The sequence below is a fragment of the Rhizobium leguminosarum genome (assembly GCF_001679785.1).
Taxonomy (GTDB): Bacteria; Pseudomonadota; Alphaproteobacteria; order Rhizobiales; family Rhizobiaceae; genus Rhizobium; species Rhizobium leguminosarum_R.
This window is the reverse complement of sequence record NZ_CP016286.1, coordinates 4,128,660-4,143,865: the sequence shown is the minus strand read 5'-3', so window position 1 is coordinate 4,143,865 and position 15,206 is coordinate 4,128,660. Positions and strand designations below refer to the sequence as shown.

At 61.3% G+C, this 15,206-nt stretch carries 13 protein-coding genes; 5 read left to right on the top strand and 8 right to left on the bottom strand.

The window, feature by feature from the left end; translation table 11 throughout:
• From BA011_RS20135 to BA011_RS20115, 5 genes are read right to left on the bottom strand one after another with little or no spacing between them, the layout of a single operon-like run.
• Positions 1-1,077: an ABC transporter ATP-binding protein gene (locus BA011_RS20135; protein WP_065281741.1), complete on the bottom strand. Its 1,077-nt coding sequence runs from the start codon at positions 1,075-1,077 to the stop codon at positions 1-3.
• A 32-nt stretch (positions 1,078-1,109) separates the two neighbouring features.
• Positions 1,110-2,207, bottom strand: a complete 1,098-nt coding sequence (locus BA011_RS20130; protein WP_186806468.1) for a Gfo/Idh/MocA family protein — start codon at positions 2,205-2,207, stop codon at positions 1,110-1,112.
• Positions 2,207-3,094, bottom strand: a complete 888-nt coding sequence (locus tag BA011_RS20125) for a carbohydrate ABC transporter permease (RefSeq protein ID WP_151343503.1) — start codon at positions 3,092-3,094, stop codon at positions 2,207-2,209. Before BA011_RS20125 ends, BA011_RS20130 begins: the two co-directional genes overlap by 1 nt.
• Positions 3,087-4,046, bottom strand: coding sequence for a carbohydrate ABC transporter permease (locus BA011_RS20120; protein WP_065281739.1), 960 nt, complete (start codon positions 4,044-4,046; stop codon positions 3,087-3,089). The genes BA011_RS20125 and BA011_RS20120 overlap by 8 nt, the downstream gene beginning before the upstream one ends.
• 6 nt (positions 4,047-4,052) lie before the next feature.
• Positions 4,053-5,339, bottom strand: coding sequence for an ABC transporter substrate-binding protein (locus BA011_RS20115; RefSeq protein WP_065281738.1), 1,287 nt, complete (start codon positions 5,337-5,339; stop codon positions 4,053-4,055).
• Between the two features lie 198 nt (positions 5,340-5,537).
• Here BA011_RS20115 and BA011_RS20110 point away from each other — a divergent pair, with 198 nt between their 5' ends.
• From BA011_RS20110 to BA011_RS20090, 5 genes are all read left to right on the top strand, one after another.
• Entirely contained in the window at positions 5,538-6,215 is a 678-nt protein-coding gene (locus BA011_RS20110) for a TetR/AcrR family transcriptional regulator (RefSeq protein ID WP_065281737.1), read from the top strand.
• Positions 6,216-6,616: 401 nt separating this feature from the next.
• On the top strand, positions 6,617-7,765 hold the full coding sequence (locus BA011_RS20105; protein ID WP_065281736.1) for a Gfo/Idh/MocA family protein: 1,149 nt from the start codon (positions 6,617-6,619) through the stop codon (positions 7,763-7,765).
• 3 nt (positions 7,766-7,768) lie between these two features.
• Positions 7,769-8,932, top strand: coding sequence for a dihydrodipicolinate synthase family protein (locus BA011_RS20100; protein ID WP_065281735.1), 1,164 nt, complete (start codon positions 7,769-7,771; stop codon positions 8,930-8,932).
• 26 nt (positions 8,933-8,958) lie between these two features.
• The gene (locus BA011_RS20095; RefSeq protein ID WP_065281734.1) at positions 8,959-9,789 is read left to right on the top strand and encodes a sugar phosphate isomerase/epimerase family protein; all 831 of its coding nucleotides are present in this window, start codon (positions 8,959-8,961) and stop codon (positions 9,787-9,789) included.
• Positions 9,790-9,831: 42 nt separating this feature from the next.
• Entirely contained in the window at positions 9,832-11,109 is a 1,278-nt protein-coding gene (locus tag BA011_RS20090) for a Gfo/Idh/MocA family protein (protein ID WP_065281733.1), read from the top strand.
• 89 nt (positions 11,110-11,198) lie between these two features.
• On the opposite strand, the gene BA011_RS20085 is transcribed toward BA011_RS20090, so the two are convergent.
• From BA011_RS20085 to BA011_RS20075, 3 genes are read right to left on the bottom strand one after another with little or no spacing between them, the layout of a single operon-like run.
• Positions 11,199-12,209: a hydroxyacid dehydrogenase gene (locus BA011_RS20085; protein ID WP_065281732.1), complete on the bottom strand. Its 1,011-nt coding sequence runs from the start codon at positions 12,207-12,209 to the stop codon at positions 11,199-11,201.
• Positions 12,206-14,062 carry a DUF2264 domain-containing protein gene (locus BA011_RS20080; protein WP_065281731.1) on the bottom strand — a complete coding sequence of 619 codons (1,857 nt, stop codon included), beginning with the start codon at positions 14,060-14,062 and terminating at the stop codon, positions 12,206-12,208. Before BA011_RS20080 ends, BA011_RS20085 begins: the two co-directional genes overlap by 4 nt.
• A gap of 9 nt (positions 14,063-14,071) precedes the next feature.
• Positions 14,072-15,103, bottom strand: a complete 1,032-nt coding sequence (locus BA011_RS20075) for a LacI family DNA-binding transcriptional regulator (RefSeq protein ID WP_065281730.1) — start codon at positions 15,101-15,103, stop codon at positions 14,072-14,074.
• Between the last annotated feature and the right edge of the window lie 103 nt (positions 15,104-15,206).

The following is a 15,206-nucleotide window of genomic DNA, read 5'->3' as shown; positions in this document are numbered from 1 at the left end:
TTAGATCGTCTTGCCAGCCGCGTCGAAGACGTGGCAGCGGGCCGGGTCGAAGGAAGCCTTGACATTGGCGCCGCGCTCCACCTTCTGCTGGCCGTCAAGCGCGACAGTGAGGAGCTGGCTATCCGGCGTCGTAGTGTAGAGCATGGTGGCGCCGCCGAGATTTTCGACGAGATCGACGTTGACGGTCGACAGTGTGATTGCGCCTTCGGCCAGCGAAAGATGCTCCGGGCGAATGCCAAAGGTGACCTCCTCTCCCGCGCCGCCTTTCAGCCGGCGCGGCAAGCGGACGGAATTGCCGCAGACATGGATGCTGGTTTCGGTCTCGCCAACCTGCTCTATGCGGGCCTTCAGGAAATTCATCTTCGGGCTGCCGATGAAACCGGCGACGAAGCGGTTGGCCGGGTTGTTGTAGAGATCGAGAGGCGCTCCGACCTGCTCGATACGGCCGGAATTCAACACTACGATCTTGTCCGCCATCGTCATGGCTTCGACCTGGTCATGGGTGACATAGATCATCGTATTGCCGAGGCTACGGTGCAGGCGGGAGATCTCGACGCGCATCTGCACGCGCAGTTCGGCATCGAGGTTCGACAGCGGCTCGTCGAACAGGAAGATCCGCGGCTCGCGCACGATGGCGCGGCCGATCGCGACGCGCTGGCGCTGGCCGCCGGAGAGCGCCTTCGGCTTGCGCTCCAGCAGCTTCTCGATCTGCAATATCTCGGCGGCGCGCTTCACCTTCGGCTGGATATCGGCCTTCTTGTAACCCGCCGTCTCCAGGCCGAAGGCGAGGTTTTTATAGACCGACATATGGGGATAGAGCGCATAGGACTGGAAGACCATGGCGATGCCGCGCTTGGCAGGCGCCACCTCGTTCATGCGCTCGTTGTCGAGCAACAGCCCGCCGCCTGAGATCTCCTCGAGACCGGCGATCATGCGCAGAAGGGTGGATTTTCCACAGCCCGAGGGGCCGACGAAAACGACGAATTCGCCGGGATCGATCGTCAGGTCGATGCCATGGATCACATCCATCGCGCCGTAGCGCTTCTCGACCTTCTGAAGAACGACACTGGTTGCCATCTTCTCAAAACCCTCTCTTTTTATTTTACCGGTTACTTCGTTCTTGCGCGCCAATCGGCGTATTTCGGACTATCAGAACCCACCGGCAGCGGCACGTCGGCGCCGCTATCGGAAGACTGATAAATGGCGGTGACAAGTTCCAGCGCACGGCGGGCGTCCTTTGTCGTCACCGGCAGCGGCGCATGGCCGCTGAGGAAAGCGTGGAACTGGCCCATCTGGGTGGTGAAGCGCGGCGCGACCGGCTGCCAGTCGCCAACCACCCTGTCGATCTGCTCCTGAACGTCGTCGTTTGCGGCGATGATCTTCCAGGGGTCCTTGCCGGGTGTATAGGGTTCGTGGCTGCTCTCGAAAGTGACATTCTCGAAGTGCAGCCTGAGCCGGCTGATCTGCTCCTGCGAACCAAGCGTGCAGGAAAGCGAGACAAAGGCGCCGCTTTCCATCAGCAGGCTGGCGGAGGCACAATCCTCGACCTCGATATCGTTGACGCGGGTGGCGACGCGGCCGAAGACCCTGGCAGCCGGACCCATCAGATGCATCAGCATGTCGTGCAGGTGCAGCGCATGGGTGACGAGCACGCCGCCGAGCTCCGTCGCCCATTTGCCGCGCCAAGGCACGGCGTAATATTCGGGCTTGCGCAGCCAGAAGGTTTCGACCGAAGCGGTATAGGGCTTGCCGGCAATACCGGCGTCGATGATCCGCTTGGCCTTCTGAATGCCGTCGCCGTAACGGTACTGGAAGATCGGCATCAGCACGCCTTTGGCGGTCTTTTCCGCTTCCATGATGGTATCGACGGCGGCAAGCGAGCCCGTCAGTGGCTTTTCGCAGACAACATGCTTGCCGGCGGCAAGCGCTGCGACCACCTGTTCCAGATGGATGCCGGGAGGGGTGCAGATATCGATGATGTCGATCGTGTCGTCGGCCAGCAGCTCCGCAAAAGAGGTGGTGCGCCGTTCGATGCCGAACTCGTCGCCGACCGCTGCCATGCGCCGCTCGTTCAGGTCGCAGATCGCCACGACCTTGAACTTGTCGGAATGCGGCAGGTAACCCTCGACGATGTGGGAGCGGCCGATGCCGCAGCCGACGATCGCGACCGTCCTGATGCTCATGTCGCTCTTTCCCGTCATCGCCATCAACGCTTCATGCCCGTCGTTGCGATGCCCTCGATCAGCAGGCGCTGGAAGAACAGGAAGAAGAAGAACACCGGCACGAGCGTCAGGGTCGACATGGCGAACAAACCGCCCCAATCCGATGCGCTGGTGGAATCCACGAAGGTGCGCAGGCCGAGCTGGATCGTATAGGTGTTCATGTCGTTCAGGTAGATCAGCGGGCCGAAGAAATCGTCCCAGGTCCAGATGAAGGAGAAGATGGCGGCCGTTGCCAGCACCGGCAGCGACAGCGGCAGCATGATCTTCCAGTAGATGCGCCAAGCGCTGCAACCATCCATCATTGCCGCCTCATCCAATTCGCGCGGGATACCGCGGAAGAACTGCACCATGAGGAAGATGAAGAAGGCATCGCTTGCGAGGAACTTCGGCACAACGAGCGGCAGGATGGTGTTCACCCAGCCGAGATCGAGAAAGAGCACATATTGCGGGATCAGCGTCACGTGATAGGGGATCATCAACGTGCCGAGCATGATCGCGAACCAGAAATTCCGGCCGGCAAAACGCAACCGCGCAAAGGCGAAAGCCGTCAACGAACAGGCAATGACGTTGCCCGTCACCACTAGCAGCGAGATGACCAGCGAATTCCAGAAGAACTGGCCGAAGCTGATATCCAGGCCATTCCAACCGCGCACATAGGAGGAGAGATCGATCGACGACGGGATAAGCGAGGTCGACGAGAAGATCTCGTTTTCCGGCCTGACCGATGCCGAAACCATCCACAACAGCGGATAGAGCATGAGAAGCGAAGCGGCGATCAGCAGGGCGTGAATGATGAGCGACGCCGGCAGGCTGCGTTTGGTGATGTCGGATGGCGGCCTGGCCGCAGTGACGGAAGCGGTCATCTCAGTCATCGTAGTGCACCCAATAACGCGAGGTCAGGAAGGAGAAGGCAGTGAAGATCGCGATGATCATCACCAGGATCCAGGCGAGTGCCGAGGCGTAGCCCATGCGGAAATTACCGAAGGCTTCCTGATAGAGGTAGAGCGTGTAGAACAGCGTCGAATTGATCGGACCGCCTGTACCGCCGGAAATGATGAAGGCCGGTGTGAAGGCCTTGAAGGCTTCGATCGTCTGGACAACGGCGTTGAAGAAGATCACCGGTGTCAGAAGTGGCAGCGTGATCTTGTAGAATTGCCGGAACTTGGAGGCGCCGTCGAGGCTCGCGGCCTCATACATATCCTGCGGGATCTGCCGCAGGCCGGCGAGGAAAATAATCATCGGCGAGCCGAACTGCCAGACGGACAGCGCCACCAGCGTATAGATCGAGTAGCTCGGATGCGAGATCCAGCTCGGACCTTCGATGCCGAAATGCGAGAGCGCGGCATTGACGAGACCATCGCTAGCGAAAAGCTGACGCCAGAGCACGGCAATCGCCACGCTGCCGCCCAGCAATGACGGCAGATAGAAGATGGCGCGGTAGATCGGCAGCCCGCGCAGGCCGCGATTCAGCGCCATGGCGACCAGCAATGCGAAGGTCAGCTTGAACGGCACCGAGAAAACGACATAGGTCAAAGTGACGTGCATGGCGGCCGAAAATTTCGGATCCGCCGTGGCGATGCGCACGTAATTCGCCATTCCCACCCACCGCGGCGACTGCAACATGTCGTAGTCGGTGAAGGAGAGGTAAAGCGACATCAGGGCCGGGCCGAGCGTCAGCCCAAAAAAGCCGACGAGCCATGGCAGAAGGAAGAGATAGCCGGGTGCATTGGCATTCCAGAGACGCCTGAAGCGCCCTTCGGCCACGGCCCCCTGATATCGTTCCACATTGATGGCCCCTGCGGGCGTGCGCATCGCATTGCTCATACGGGATCAACCTCGAGCGAGAATCTGCGTAATTTCGGTGACAAGCTGCTTACCGCCATCCGAAGGAGTCAGCTGTCCGAAGGCTACCTGTTCGGCGATGTTGCGCAGAATGAGCTGGCCTTCGCCTGCGCCGGTTGGCGGCGGGGGCGGCAGTGGGCCGGCCAGATCACCGAGGCCGGCGACATAGTCGAGCGGAACTTTGCCGGTTTCGTCGAGCTTGGTGGCGACGACATCGCGCATTGCCTTCGATTCCGGAATGCCTCGCTCGACGTCGAGGATCACAGCAGCATCCGGATTCTTGACGAAGAAGTTGACGTAGTCGACCGCCAGATCCATCACCTTCGACTGCGCCGAGACGGAGAAGAACATCGATGGCTTCCGGTAATGACCGCCCTTGGAGTCCGGCGTGATGCGCATGTAGTTGGTCAGGGCCAACTTATCCTTGACCATGGCTTGATAGCCGACGAACTGGTTGCTGTGCGCGTAGTCGCAAGCAGCCTTGCCTACGGTGAGCGGGCTGGTATCGATCGTATCCTTGTATAGGGCCTGGATATCAGGGGTGACGCAAGCTCCGGCTTCGCGGAACTTAGCCCACATATCGAACCATTCAGAAGCTTCCTCAGGACCGAAAGCGATCTTCGAGTCCGCCGTATAGAGCGCCTTGCCGCGTTGGCGGAGGTAGTTTTCAAGGGCCGGTTCGACACCGCTGCCGTCGGCAAAACCGAAGTAACCCTTGCGTTTACCGGCCTTGGTCATCTCAGCACCGATCTTGCCGAATTCTTCCCAGGTCGTCTTCTGCGTCGGTATATCGATGCCGGCTTCCTTGAAGGCCGCGGCGTTCACCACGGTTGCGGCCGAGTTGGCGCCGAGACTGACGCCATACAAATGGCCATCGACCTTGCCACCTTCGATCTGCGCAGGATCGAAATCCTCGAGCTGCAGCTTCGACGGCATGTAGGATTCCAGAGGGGCAAGGGCGCCACGCCGGGCATACTCGACAATATAGCGGTAGTCCATCTGGATGATGTCGGGGGCGTTGCGGCCGGCGACCTGGGTCGCAAGTCGTGGCCAATAATCGGCCCATCCGAGAAACTCGCCGTTGATGGTGGTGCCGGCATTTTTCGCCTTGTAAAGTTCCGAGACCTTATTGGTGCGGTCGGCGCGCGGCTGCGAGCCCCACCACAGGAGACGCAGGCGCGTTTCCTGTGCCAAAGCGCTGGTTCCCAGCGCCGAGAGCGAGAGAAGCGTGGCGCCTCCCGCGACGAAATTGCGTCTGCTTACACGGAATGTCATTTCTTTCCTCCTCTAAAGGGAAGCGCCTCCACACGCTTCCAAACCTAGTCACTCTTGCATAAATAACTAATTGGTTACAAGCTACGAGCAAAGCGGCGAGCGTGTCAAGCGGTGTCGCTCGCGGGGCTTTCAAATTCGGTTTTTACAATTTCGCACCGAAGGCTTATGAGCGCAACATATGAAGGCGGAGGTGGAGAAATGAACGACAGCGGGGGGAATGGGGAAAAGAAAAGGTCTCGGCGCCCATCTGCCGAACGGACGGCCCAACGCGATCCGGAGCGGACGCGCGCTGCGATCCTCGAAGCGGCAACCCGGGAATTTGCCGAAAACGGCATGGGCGGAGCTCGTGTCGATGCCATCGCCGAGCGCGCCGGCACCAACAAGCGCATGCTCTATCATTATTTCGGCGACAAGGAGCAGCTCTACCTCAAAGTGCTCGAAGAGGCTTATGTCGGCATCCGCACCGCCGAACGCGCGCTGCATATCGGCAACCGCAGCCCCGAGGAAGGCATTGGCGAACTGGCGCTCTTCACATGGCGTTACTTCCTGCAGCATCCGGAATTCCTCAGCCTGCTCGGCACGGAAAATCTGCATCGCGCCCGCTGGCTGCGCCAGTCCGTCCGGCTCAAGGAATTGCATTCGCATCTGATCGGCGAGCTTTCCGACGTGCTCGAGCGGGGAAAGAAGCAGGGGGTCTTCATCGAGACCGCCGATCCCCTGCATGTGTACCTGACGATCGCCTCGCTCGGTTATTTCTATCTGTCCAACCAATACACGCTGTCGACGATCTTTGGCCGCGACCTGATCGAGCCGACCCATCTCAATGCCTGGGAAAGACATATCGTCCACGTCACGCTCGCCTCGATCAAGCGCTAGAGCATTTCCGGGTTAGATTGCAGCATTCTGTTGGCTCAAACGGAGTCGGATGGTCGACCGGCCGGCGCGTGTCGTAGCCCAGCTCTACGGCCAAGCCGGCCGGTCGATCAGGCGGCCCGTTTCAGCCAACCCGAAGGGCCGGGCATCTTCCCGCCAGGATCAGAGGCGATCGGCTCGGACGTACCAAGAGGTATGCCCTTCGCCAATCGCCTCTGCCCTGACGAAAACCTGCTCCGGCAGAATGGCGCAATCTAACCCGGAAAGGCTCTGATCTCTAAAATCGGATTTGACTATTGACAGCCGCGCCGCTCTTCTGCCATCAAGTAACTGTTTAGTTACCGGCTTGGGAGGGCCGGGCCAGGACGCCCGCTCCCGCCGCAAAAATCTGCTGGGAGGAAAACATGGCACGCTTGGGGATCATCTTGCACGGCGTTACCGGCCGCATGGGTTACAATCAGCACCTGGTGCGTTCGATTCTCGCCTTCCGCGACCAGGGCGGCATCACGCTGAAATCGGGTGAGAAACTCGAGATCGACCCGATCATCGTCGGCCGCAACGGCGCCAAGATGGAGGAGCTGGCGAAAAAGCATAACATCAAGCGCTGGTCGACCGATCTCGATGCCGCGCTCGCCAATCCCGACGACACGATATTCTTCGACGCCGGCACGACGCTGATGCGGGCCGAGCTGCTGTCCAAGGCGCTCGATGCCGGCAAGCATGTCTATTGCGAAAAGCCGATTTCCGACGATCTGCAGGTGGCACTCGACCTTGCCCGCAAGGCGCGCGGCTCCGGCCTCAAGCATGGCGTCGTGCAGGACAAGCTCTTTCTGCCCGGCCTGCGCAAGCTGGCGCTGCTCAGGGATTCCGGCTTCTTCGGCAAGATCCTCTCGGTGCGCGGCGAATTCGGCTACTGGGTTTTCGAAGGCGATTGGGGCGTACCGGCCCAGCGCCCGTCCTGGAACTACCGCAAGGGCGATGGCGGCGGCATCATCCTCGACATGCTCTGCCACTGGCGCTACGTGCTCGACAATCTGTTCGGCGAGGTCAAAGCCGTATCCTGCCTCGGTGCGACGCATATTCCGCGCCGCATCGACGAGCAGGGCAAGCCCTATGACTGCGACACCGACGATGCGGCCTATGCGACCTTCGAGCTCGAGGGCGGCGCGATCGCGCAGATCAATTCCTCCTGGGCCGTCCGCGTCCGCCGCGACGACCTCGTCACCTTCCAGGTCGACGGCACGCATGGTTCGGCCGTCGCCGGTCTGACGAAATGCTGGAGCCAGCACCGCGTCAACACGCCGAAGCCGGTTTGGAATCCGGACCAGCCGCAGACGATCGACTTCTACAAGACCTGGGACGAGGTTCCCGATACGCAGGCCTTCGACAACGGTTTCAAGGCGCAGTGGGAAATGTTCATCCGCCATGTCGTCGAAGACGCACCGTGGCCCTATGGCCTGGAAGCCGGCGCCAAGGGCGTGCAGCTTGCCGAACTCGGGCTGAAATCCTGGGCCGAGCGTCGCTGGCTCGACGTTCCCGCACTGGAGTTCTGAGCCGTGACGACGATCAATCTCCCTCTCGACGGCAAGATCGTTCCCTATACGCTGACCGGCACGCCGATCGCGCTCGCCAAGCGCGACGCCAAGGCCTTTCCGCGCATCGCCTTTGCCGCCGCCCATGTCGTCGCCGATCCGCTCGCCGACAACGATCCGTGGCTGACGCCGGCGATCGATTGGGAGCGCACGCTGGCCTTCCGCCACCGCCTCTGGGATCTCGGCCTCGGCGTTGCCGAAGCGATGGATACGGCGCAGCGCGGCATGGGGCTCGGCTGGCCGGAAGCGCGCGACCTCATCCGCCGGGCGCTCAGTGAGGCGGCCGGCCGCAAGGATGCGCTGATCGCCTGCGGCGCCGGCACCGACCATCTGACGCCGGGACCCGACGTCACCGTCGACACGATCCTCAGGGCCTATGAGGAGCAGATCGAAACCGTGGAGGCGGCCGGCGGCCGCATCATCCTGATGGCGAGCCGGGCGCTTGCCGCCGCCGCCAAAGGGCCGGACGACTATATCCGCGTCTATGACCGGATCCTTCGCCAGGTCAAGGAACCCGTCATCATCCATTGGCTCGGTGAAATGTTCGATCCGGCGCTCGAAGGTTACTGGGGCAATGGTGATCATATCCAAGCCATGTCCACCTGCCTCGAGGTGATCGAAGCCCATGCCGGCAAGGTCGACGGCATCAAGATCTCGCTGCTGTCCAAGGAGAAGGAAGTGGCGATGCGCCGCCGGCTGCCGAAAGGCGTGCGCATGTATACCGGCGACGATTTCAACTACGCGGAATTGATCGCCGGTGACGAAGAGGGCCATTCCGACGCGCTGCTCGGCATTTTCGATGCCATCGCTCCGGCTGCCTCGGCAGCCCTCGAAGCGCTCGGCCGCAAGAGCAACCATGAATTCTTCGATCTGCTGGAGCCGACCGTGCCGCTGTCGCGCCACATCTTCAAGGCGCCGACCCGCTTCTACAAGACCGGCGTCGTCTTCCTCGCCTATCTCAACGGCCTGCAGGATCATTTCGTCATGGTCGGCGGCCAGCAGAGCACCCGCTCGCTGACGCATCTGGCCGAACTTTTCCGCCTGGCCGACAAGGCCCGGGTTCTCGCCGATCCGGAACTCGCAACGGCGCGCATGAAACAGGTGCTTGCCGTCCACGGCGTCAACTGAAACACGCGGAACGGGAGGAAAATGACATGCAGGTCGAAGGACTTTCGATCAACCTGGCGACGATCCGCGAGCAATGCGGTTTTGCCGAGGCCGTCGATATCTGCCTGAAACACGGCATCACCGCGATCGCCCCCTGGCGCGACCAGGTCGCCAAGGTCGGTCTCGACGAGGCGGTGCGTATCGTCAAGTCGAACGGCATCAAGCTGACCGGCCTTTGCCGCGGCGGCTTCTTTCCGGCGGCAAACGATGCCGACTGGCAGAAAAACCTCGACAACAACAGGCGGGCCATCGATGAGGCGGCAGCGTTTTCCGCCGATTGCCTCGTGCTCGTCGTCGGCGGCCTGCCGGGCGCTTCGAAGGACATCGTCGCCGCCCGCCAGATGGTGTTCGACGGCATTGCCGCCGTTTTGCCGCATGCGCAGGCTGCCGGCGTGAAGCTCGCCATTGAACCGCTGCATCCCATGTATGCCGCCGACCGTGCCTGCGTGAACACGCTCGGTCAGGCGCTCGATATGTGCGAGCAGCTCGGCGAGGATGTCGGTGTTGCGGTCGATGTCTACCATGTCTGGTGGGATCCCGATCTTGCCAACCAGATCGCCCGCGCCGGCCGCATGAAACGCATCTTCGCCCATCACATCTGCGACTGGCTGGTGCCGACAAAGGACATGCTGCTCGACCGCGGCATGATGGGCGATGGTGTGATCGACCTCAAAGGCATAAGACGGATGGTGGAGGCCGCCGGTTTCTTCGGCGCTCAGGAGGTGGAGATCTTTTCGGCCGAAAACTGGTGGAAACGCCCGGCCGACGAAGTGATCGCCACCTGCGTCGAGCGCTTCAGGAGCTGCTGCCAGGCCTGATTTTCATTATAAGTTTCATCACGCATGCAGGAGGATCATTCGATGGAGAAACGCCGTTTTGCCCTGATCGGTACGGGAAACCGCGGCACCACCATGTGGGGCAAGGATCTGCTTGCCGGCTGGCGCGAACATGTCGACCTGACCGCGATCGTCGAGAAGAATTCGCTGCGCGGCGAGCGCGCCCGCAACATGATCGGCAGCAATGCGCCGCTCTACGAAAACATCGATTCGATGCTTGCTGAGCAGAAGCCGGATCTCGTCATCGTCTGTACGCCCGACCATACGCATGACGATATCGTCGTGCGGGCGCTGGAGTCCGGCATCGATGTCATTACCGAAAAGCCAATGACGACCTCGGTCGAAAAGATTCGCCGGATTCTGGATGCCGAAAAGCGCACTGGTCGCCGGGTCGATGTGTCCTTCAACTATCGCTATGCGCCGACGGCTGCGAAGATCAAGGAATTGCTGAATGCCGGCGAGATCGGCCGGGTCACGTCGGTCGATTTTCATTGGTATCTGAACACCAAGCACGGCGCCGACTACTTCCGCCGCTGGCATGCCTATACGGAAAATTCCGGCAGTCTGTTCGTCCACAAGGCGACGCATCATTTCGATCTGCTGAACTGGTATCTCGACAGCGATCCCGAGGCCGTCACCTCCTTCGCCGACCTGCAGAATTACGGCCGCAAGGGCCCGTTCCGCGGCCCGCGCTGCAAGCTCTGTCCGCACGCGCATGAATGCGACTACTATCTCGATCTCGAGGCCGATCCCTTCCTTGATTCACTCTACGAGGATCCCTCGAAGATCGACGGCTACTTCCGTGACGGCTGCGTCTTCCGCGAGGACATCGACATTCCCGATACGATGGTGGTGTCGCTCCGGTACCGCAACAACGTCCATGTCTCCTATTCGCTGAACACCTTCCAGCCGATCGAAGGCCATCACCTTGCCTTCAACGGCACCAAAGGGCGGATCGAGCTTCGCCAGTATGAAGCCCAGCCCTGGGAAGAGCCGAAGCAGGACACGATCCTGCTCATCCGCAATTTCCCTGATGGTAAGGAGGCAGTGGAGCGCATCGTCGTTCCGCATTTCACCGGCGGCCATTACGGTGGCGACGACCGGATGCGCAACATGATCTTCAAGCCCGATACGGAAGACAGGCTCGCCCAGCGCGCCGGCACGCGGGCGGGTGCCATGTCGGTGCTCTGCGGCATTGCGGCGCTCGAGAGCTCGCGCACCGGCAAGGTGGTCGAGATTGCCGATCTCATGCCTGAACTTGCCAATGACGGTTCGCCAAATTCGCTGAGGACGTCGCGCTGATACCCTTCGCTAGAGCGTTGTTTTTACGCAATTTCCAGCAAAACCGCTGCGCACTTTTGCTGGAATTGCTCGAAGCCGCTCGACGCGCCTCAGGCGATGTTTTCGAGATTTGCCTGGTGGATCTGGTAAAGCAGCGGCTTGCCGGTCACGAAGCGCTCTATCTCATCCACCGCCATCTCGCCGAGACGGGTCCGTTCCAGCCCGATGGCGCCGGCAATATGCGGTGTCAGAAAGACGTTCGGCATATCGTAGAAAGAAGAGCCCGCATCCGGGATCTCCGGATCTGTGACGTCGAGGACCGCGTCGATGCGGCCGGTCTTCAGCGCTGAAAGCAGGGCGGCCTCATCGATGAGAATGCCGCGCGCCGTGTTGATGAGCGTCGCGCCGTCCTTCATCAGCGACAGCCTTCGCGCATCTATCATATGCTGTGTCGACGGCAGCGACGGCGCATGCAGGGAAACGATATCCGATTGCCGCAGCAATTCGTCGAGATCGACCTTTTCCGTTCCGAGGCCGGCGGCCTCGGCGGCATCAAGCGTCGGATCGGAAAGCAGCAGTCTATAGTCGAAGGGTCTCAAAAGCTCGATCACGCGCCGGCCGATGCGCGAAGCGCCGACGATGCCAACGGTGCGGCGGTAGTTTCCGATCGCTTCACGCTGCATCAAATGTGTCCGGTTGCGGTTTCGGTCGGCAACGTAGAGGTCGCGGAAACGGAAGACGCGCTTGCCGGCGAAGATGATCGCCGCCAGCGTGAATTCGGCCACCGGCACGGCGTTGGCCTCAGCCGAATGGCTGACCGGGATACCGGCTTCGAAGATGGCGTCGTCGATGACACCCTTTACCGTGCCCGCCGCATGAACGATGAACTTGAGATGCGGCGCCGCGGCGGGAATTTCGGGCCCGACATAGGGCCCGCCCCAGCCGGTGATCAGGATTTCCGCCTCGGCCAGCAGACGTTTCGCACGCTCGTCGTCGAAGCGCTGCAGCGGCTTGGAATCCAGCAGGCGACCGATGCCGCTCAGCCGGCGCAGGACCTCATCCGGCAGGACGTGCTGCGTGCGCGACGGTTGCATGGCAAGGACAATGGCCGGCTGGCTCATGGCATTTGTCCGGGCGCTTCGATGGCGCTGACTGTCACACCCTTTTCCCTCACCAGGGCCTCCAGCGCCGCAATCTCAGGCGCTTTTGGCGGTCTCGCCCAGGCGGACGAGAGGGCGGCGGGATCGTCAAGCGCTAGCACTGCCGTCACCAGGATGGTTTCGCCGGCCGGAATCTGCCCGCGCAGCTGCGGCACCAGGGTTTTCGCGACGATCACATTGGTGTTGGGCATTGCCTTCTGGACAATACCCGAACGTTTGACCGAAGAGCCGAGATCGAGAATGCCGGTGAAATCGGCTTCGCCGATCGCATAGGCAACGCCAGCCGAAGCGGACAGCGTATCCAGCTCGAAATCCCGGCGGCCGATGGCAAATCCGCCTTCGGCAATCCGCAACGGCCGGCTTGTCCTGATCCTATGGAGACGGATATGCCAGGGTGCGGCGGGCACGAGCCAGGTTTCGACGTCGACATCGGCAAAAGGCGACCATTTCGCATACAGCACCTCGCCTGCGATCTTGGCTTCCTCATTCGTTTCGCGCACGCGGTAGTGCAGGCCGTCATCGCTGAAGGCAAGCGCTGAATCGAAGGCGGCAAGCGCAAAGGCACGCTCATCGGCCTCGACGCTGAAGCCGTAGCGGGCGGAATACGCGAACTTCGCATATTTTTCCGTGCCGCACCGCATCTGCAGGTTTTCCTGGCCGGAAGACAGCGCCACGACATCGCCGCCCGCCCGCATGATCACCATGCCGGGATGACGCTGGGGGACGACATCGGGCGCCTGCTGCGGCTCCTTTTCCCTAGCGGTCCAGAAGGGATGATCATTGGCGATCGCGAGCGGCAGGAAAGCCTTCAATGCCCAGTAGGGCGAACCGGCTGAATTGTAGCTCTCCGACATCAGCAGGTTCGGGTAGCCGAAACCGATCGACAGCACGCCGTCGCGATCGGCAATCGGCCTGTCTTTCCACCAGCGCAGATGCTGCAGGCAAAGATGCTTGACCTCGCCCCAGGGCAGCGCCTCGACATCGGCAAAGGCGAGCGCCGACCAGAAGCCGGCGCAGGCAAAGCGATAGGTCAGGCTGCGGCCGAAGGGGATCGTCGCCCCGTCGGCGGCAAACCAATGCCGGAAATCCCGAGCGAAGAGGACCGCGCGCTCGCGGTAGCGCTTTGCATAATCGTCGTCGACGAGCTTCGAATAGATCAGGCCATAAAAATGCATGGCGAAGGGAATGTAGTGGTCGATGCGGCGCACATTTCCGTCGCGATACCAGCCGTCACCGATATAGAAGCCTTCGAGCTCCTCGAGATATTGCCGCGTCAGGCTGCGGTCGAAATCGGCGCCGAGACGATCGAGCGCGATATCGACGAAGATCCGGAAGAATTTCCAGTTGTTGTCGGCATAGTCGAACTGCCTGACATGCTTGAGGTAGGCGACGACATTGCCGCGGGCCCGCGCATCGAGCGGCTCCCAGATCTTTTCCGGCACCAGCGCCAGGGCAAAACCGAGAGCGGCAAGTTCGACCATGCGCTGATCGCGGCTATTGACCGTTCCCCAATATTCGGGATGGGCGGGATCGGTGCCGTTTGCGAGACCCTCGGCAAAACGATGCCAATGGGCAAAGTCTCCACCGCCGGCGCCGAGCGGCGCCAGTCCCCAGAGCGGGCGGGCGAAACCTTCGAGATCGGCGGCTGCCCGGTCGAAATGGGCGGCGGCGCCATTGAGCCTGACGCGGGCATTACCCTTCGAAAAACAGGCAAGCAGCGGATCGAAGAGCGCGAGCAGGGCACGGCTCATATCGGCGCGGGTTTCCAGCGGATTGCCTGCGAGCGGGTTGGCGCTGGCGGGATCATAGGTCATCGGTATCACTCACGGGGGGTTTTCGATGTTCGGAACGGTCCCTCCCGGAATAGGAACGACCGCCTGGCAGATGTGGCGCGCAGAGGCCGTCCTGTTGCGGAAACGGGATAGCATCAGCGAAACGGCTTCGCGCCCGAGAGCGGCGCGATCGACGCGCATGGTGGACAGCCGTGGATTGGTCATCAGCGCGCAGGGCAGATCGTCGAAGCCGACGATCGCGAAATCCTCCGGCACGCGCAGGCCGGCCTCGGTCACAGCCTCGAGCACGCCGACGGCAATGAAATCATTCATGCAGAAGGCGGCGGTAAAACCGGCATTCTCGGCAAGTGCTTCTGTCGTACGTTCATGCGCCTCTCGGCTGGCGCTGCCTTGAAGGGCCAGGGACACGAGACGGCCCTCGGCGCCAGGGACGGCGGCGATCGCCGCCTCGAAACCGCGCACGCGCTCCCGGATCGTATGGCGGTGAGAGCCGCTCAGATGCAGGATGCGGCGATGGCCGGCCTCTATCAGCCGGCTGGTCGCCTCATAGGCGCCAAAGAAATTAGCCGGCGAAACGCCATCGAACTGCATCCTCGGATCGGTGCCGTTGACAAGAACGGTGGGGGTCATGCTGGCTTGCAGCCAGTCGCGCAACATGTCGTTCGGATCGATACCGACGAGAAAGAGACCGTCAGCGCTCGCGGTCTGCATATAGTCGCGCACGGCATCCGGGGTGGTTCGATCCTCGCGGACCAGCCGGACTTCGAAGGGCATGCCCGCTTCGGCAGCGCCGGCGCGAAGGCCGTCGACGATCGCTTCATAAAAGACGCTGAGGGTGCCGGTGACGCCGTCGCTGGCAATCAGCGCCAGTCCCCCCGCAACGGCTTCGGAAGCAGGCTTGACGGGATAGCCGTTCTCGGCCGCCACCTTCAATATCTGCCGGCGCACGCTTTCGCTGATACCAGGTTCGTTGGCGAGCACGCGTGACACCGTGGAGACCGAGACACCGGCCAATGTGGCTATATCGGCCTGACGCGGCCGTCTGATTTTTTGGTCGTTCATGGAGCAAACATTATGCAAATAATGCAAATTTGCAAGAAAATGGGTGGTTCTTGCAAATAAAATTTTTTTGCGTAGTCTATTTGCTGAAATGCCCTGACAACGC

What these genes read in the sequence shown, in the direction of transcription:
- BA011_RS20090 (WP_065281733.1), top strand. Translation starts at nt 9,832, where the DNA reads ATGGAGAAACGCCGTTTTGCCCTGATCGGTACGGGAAACCGCGGCACC.
- BA011_RS20130 (WP_186806468.1), bottom strand. Translation starts at nt 2,207, where the DNA reads ATGGCGATGACGGGAAAGAGCGACATGAGCATCAGGACGGTCGCGATC.
- BA011_RS20105 (WP_065281736.1), top strand. Translation starts at nt 6,617, where the DNA reads ATGGCACGCTTGGGGATCATCTTGCACGGCGTTACCGGCCGCATGGGT.
- BA011_RS20115 (WP_065281738.1), bottom strand. Translation starts at nt 5,339, where the DNA reads ATGACATTCCGTGTAAGCAGACGCAATTTCGTCGCGGGAGGCGCCACG.
- BA011_RS20135 (WP_065281741.1), bottom strand. Translation starts at nt 1,077, where the DNA reads ATGGCAACCAGTGTCGTTCTTCAGAAGGTCGAGAAGCGCTACGGCGCG.
- BA011_RS20085 (WP_065281732.1), bottom strand. Translation starts at nt 12,209, where the DNA reads ATGAGCCAGCCGGCCATTGTCCTTGCCATGCAACCGTCGCGCACGCAG.
- BA011_RS20125 (WP_151343503.1), bottom strand. Translation starts at nt 3,094, where the DNA reads ATGACTGAGATGACCGCTTCCGTCACTGCGGCCAGGCCGCCATCCGAC.
- BA011_RS20120 (WP_065281739.1), bottom strand. Translation starts at nt 4,046, where the DNA reads ATGAGCAATGCGATGCGCACGCCCGCAGGGGCCATCAATGTGGAACGA.
- BA011_RS20075 (WP_065281730.1), bottom strand. Translation starts at nt 15,103, where the DNA reads ATGAACGACCAAAAAATCAGACGGCCGCGTCAGGCCGATATAGCCACA.
- BA011_RS20095 (WP_065281734.1), top strand. Translation starts at nt 8,959, where the DNA reads ATGCAGGTCGAAGGACTTTCGATCAACCTGGCGACGATCCGCGAGCAA.
- BA011_RS20080 (WP_065281731.1), bottom strand. Translation starts at nt 14,062, where the DNA reads ATGACCTATGATCCCGCCAGCGCCAACCCGCTCGCAGGCAATCCGCTG.
- BA011_RS20110 (WP_065281737.1), top strand. Translation starts at nt 5,538, where the DNA reads ATGAACGACAGCGGGGGGAATGGGGAAAAGAAAAGGTCTCGGCGCCCA.